Origin of the sequence: Dietzia sp. Cai40 (genome assembly GCF_014145165.1) — a bacterium.
GTDB classification, from domain to species: domain Bacteria; phylum Actinomycetota; class Actinomycetes; order Mycobacteriales; family Mycobacteriaceae; genus Dietzia; species Dietzia natronolimnaea.
This window is the reverse complement of sequence record NZ_JAALEB010000390.1, coordinates 1-3,615: the sequence shown is the minus strand read 5'-3', so window position 1 is coordinate 3,615 and position 3,615 is coordinate 1. Positions and strand designations below refer to the sequence as shown.

At 71.3% G+C, this 3,615-nt stretch carries 3 protein-coding genes and 1 pseudogene; 2 read left to right on the top strand and 2 right to left on the bottom strand.

What is annotated here, in order from left to right:
* The coding region (locus G6022_RS14135; protein WP_182691819.1) for a methyltransferase type 11 at positions 1 to 687 on the top strand (687 nt) is incomplete at its 5' end.
* A 60-nt stretch (positions 688 to 747) separates the two neighbouring features.
* Here G6022_RS14135 and glgA read toward each other — a convergent pair.
* Entirely contained in the window at positions 748 to 1,914 is a 1,167-nt protein-coding gene (gene glgA, locus G6022_RS14130; RefSeq protein ID WP_347237831.1) for a glycogen synthase, read from the bottom strand.
* A gap of 143 nt (positions 1,915 to 2,057) precedes the next feature.
* Between glgA and glgC the strand changes: the two genes are divergently transcribed.
* Complete coding sequence (gene glgC, locus G6022_RS14125) at positions 2,058 to 3,284, top strand: glucose-1-phosphate adenylyltransferase (RefSeq protein WP_179525590.1); 1,227 nt, start codon at positions 2,058 to 2,060, stop codon at positions 3,282 to 3,284.
* Positions 3,285 to 3,333: 49 nt separating this feature from the next.
* Here glgC and G6022_RS14120 read toward each other — a convergent pair.
* Positions 3,334 to 3,615, bottom strand: a pseudogene (locus G6022_RS14120) (hypothetical protein); the annotation flags it as partial.

Sequence of the window (3,615 nt, the reverse complement as noted above, 5' to 3'; positions counted from 1 at the left end):
CACGGGGTGTTCGACGGGGTCGCCGACGCCCTGGCCGAGGTGGCGACCGGTGCGGTCGGCGCGGTCGCCCGCCCCGTGCTCCTGGACGCCGGGGCCGGGACGGGGTTCTACCTCGACCGTGTCGTCGACGCGCTGCACCGGAGGGTCGCGCCGGGTGGGGACGCCATGGAGGCGGTCGGGGAGCCACTCGGGATCGGCACGGAGCTCTCGGTGGCCGCCGCGCGCCGGCTGGCCCGCGTCAATCCCCTCGTCGCGGCGTTGGTCGTCGACACCTGGGACGGTCTTCCCCTCCGGGACGCCGGTGTCGACCTGGTCCAGGTGGTCTTCGCGCCGAGGAACCCCGCCGAGTTCGCTCGGGTCCTCCGCCCGGGCGGGACTCTCGTCGTCGCGGTGCCGGGCCCGGGTCATCTCGAGCCCCTGCGGTCGCGGGTCGGGATGCTCGCACCCGCGGCGGACAAGGCCGAGCGCCTGGACACGCACCTGGCCGCCGGGTTCGACCCCGGTCCGGTCCGGGTGGTCGACGTCACCACCACGGTTCCCGCCGCGATCGCCGCGGACCTGGCCCTCATGGGCCCCAGTGGAGTCCACCTGGGTCGGGCCGGGGTCGAGCGGGCCATCGGGTCCGGCGACGGCCCGGTCCGCGTCCACGTCGAGGTGCGGACGTTCCGCAGGTCTCTGCAGGAGTGACGCGCTCTACACGAGTGAGGCGCTCTACACGAGTGAGGCGCTCTACAGGAGGTAGGCGCTCTACAGGAGTGAGGCGTACATCGCGTGGGTCTGCTCGGCGATCGCCTCCCACGCGAACCGCGTCCGGGCCCGCTCCTGCCCGGCACGGCCGTACGCGGCGGCCTTGCCCGGATCGACGACGAGTTCGTTGACCGCGGCCGCGAGACCGGCCTCGAAGGCGTCCGGGTCCGACTCGTCGTAGTGGACGAGCGTGCCGGTCTCGCCGTCGACGACGACCTCCGGGATCCCGCCGACATCGGAGGCGACGACGGCGGTGTCGCAGGCCATGGCCTCGAGGTTGACGATCCCGAGGGGTTCGTACACCGACGGGCACGCGAACACCGTGGCGGCGGAGAGGATCTCGATGACCTCCGCGCGCGGCAGCATGTCGCGGAGCCAGAAGACGCCGTCCCGGGTGGACTGCAGGTCGGCGACCAGTGATTCCATCTCGGCCGCGATCTCCGGGGTGTCCGGGGCACCCGCACAGAGCACGAGCTGGGCGTCCGGGTGGAAATCTCGGGCCGCGCGGACCAGGTGGGGCACTCCCTTCTGACGTGTGATGCGACCGACGAACGCCACGATCGGTCGGTCCGGGTCGACACCGTGCCGCCGGAGGACCGAGTCCTCCCCGGCGAACGTCTCGACCGGTGACCACACCGAGGTGTCGATGCCGTTGAGGATCACGTGGATCTTCTCCGGATCGACCTCGGGGTAGACGCGCAGGATCTCGTCCTTCATCCGTGCACTCACCGCGACCACGGCGTCAGCGTGGGCGAAGGCGTTGCGCTCCGACCACGACGAGACGCGGTAGCCGCCCCCGAGCTGCTCGGCCTTCCAGGGTCGGCTGGGCTCGAGAGAGTGCGCGGACACCACGTGGGGGATGCCGTAGAGCTCCCCGGCGAGGTGGCCGGCCAGGCCCGCGTACCAGGTGTGGGAGTGGACGATGTCCGCCCCCTCCGCGGCCACGCACATGCGCAGTCCGGCGGAGAGGGTCCGGATCGCCGGGTTGGCGTCCTCGCCCAGCTCCGGATCGGGCCGGAACGCCCGCGCGGTGTCGCGGTCCGCGCCCATGCACAGGACGTCGACCTCGCACAGCGGCCGCAGGGTGGCCACCAGTTCGGTCACGTGGACCCCCGCCCCGCCGTAGACCTCCGGTGGGTACTCCCTCGTCATCATCGCTACTCGCACACCGGTCAACCTAGCCCCCCGGGGCGTGCACGGGACCGTTGCGGGTGAACCCCGCCCGACCACGGGGTGTCGGCGCGGGGCGGTGCGGGGGCAAGTCCCGTGATGGTCCGTGGCAACGGCCCGGAAGTCGTTACGGTGGGGGGGTGAGGAACCAGCCGCACGTCCTAGCAATCGTTCTCGCCGGTGGCGAGGGCAAGCGCCTCTTCCCGCACACCGCGGACCGCGCCAAACCGGCGGTGCCGTTCGGCGGGTCGTACAGGTTGATCGACTTCGTCCTGAGCAACCTCGTCAACGCCGGTTTCATGCGGATCTGCGTCCTCACGCAGTACAAGTCGCACTCCCTCGACCGGCACATCTCCCAGGTGTGGCACATGAGCGGGATGGGGGGCGAGTACATCACCCCCGTTCCCGCGCAGCAGCGGCTCGGACCGCGGTGGTACACCGGGTCGGCGGACGCCATCCTGCAGTCGCTGAACCTGGTCCACGACGAGAAGCCGGACCACATCGTCGTCTTCGGGGCCGATCACGTCTACCGCATGGACCCCCGTCAGATGCTCGACCACCACATCGCCACGGGGGCCGCGGTCACGGTCGCCGGGATCCGGGTCCCCCGCAGTGAGGCCTTCGCCTTCGGCTGCATCGACGCGGGGGACGACGACCTGATCCGGGACTGGGTCGAGAAGCCCTCCGATCCTCCGGGGACGCCGGACGACCCGGATGCGACGTTCGCCTCGATGGGCAACTACATCTTCACGACGGATGCGCTCGTCACGGCCCTCAAGGCGGACGCGGAGAAGCCGGATTCCACCCACGACATGGGCGGGGACATCATCCCCGCGCTGGTGGAACAGGAGCGCGCGTACGTCTACGACTTCGCCCGCAACCGGGTCCCGGGCGAGACGGAGCGCGACCGGGGGTACTGGCGTGACGTGGGGACCATCGACGCGTTCTACGACGCCCACGTGGACCTGGTCTCAGTGCACCCGGTGTTCAACCTCTACAACAACCTGTGGCCGATCCGGACCCAGCAGGACAATCTGCCGCCAGCCAAGTTCGTCAACGGCGGCATGTCCCAGGAGTCGATGGTGGGGGCGGGGACGATCATCTCCGCGGCCACCGTGCGCAACTCCGTGGTCTCGAACAACGTGGTGGTCGAGGACGGCGCCGTGGTGGAGGGCAGCGTGCTGATGCCCGGTGTGCGCATCGGTCGGGGCGCCGTGGTGCGCAGGGCGATCGTGGACAAGAACTCCTCGATCGGCCCGGGCGACGTGATCGGCGTGGATCACGAGCGCGACCGGCTCCGGTTCCCGATCAGTGCCGGCGGAGTGGTGAGCGTGTCCAAGAACTCCGTCACGTCGCTGCCCGGCTGAGTCGCCAGCCGGGTCCGGTCCAGGGTTCGCCGCCTCCGGGCGCGCGGGCTCAGAGTGCGACCACGGTCAGCCCGCCGCCGACGGGCAGCACGGTGACGTGTGCGTGTTCGGGCAGGTCCGCGCCCTCCGGCAGCGGTGCGTGCTCACCGATCAGGACCAGCGCACCGCCGGGACGCAACAGTTGGTGAGCGCGGGACACCACCCGGGCGACCGAGTGATCCGGGACATCGGCGACGAGCAGGTCGTAGGCGCCGTCGGCGAGCTTGTCGGCCACCTCCAGCGGCCGCGCCGCGATGTAGCGGGCGGCGGACGCGGGGTGTCCGGCCGCGCG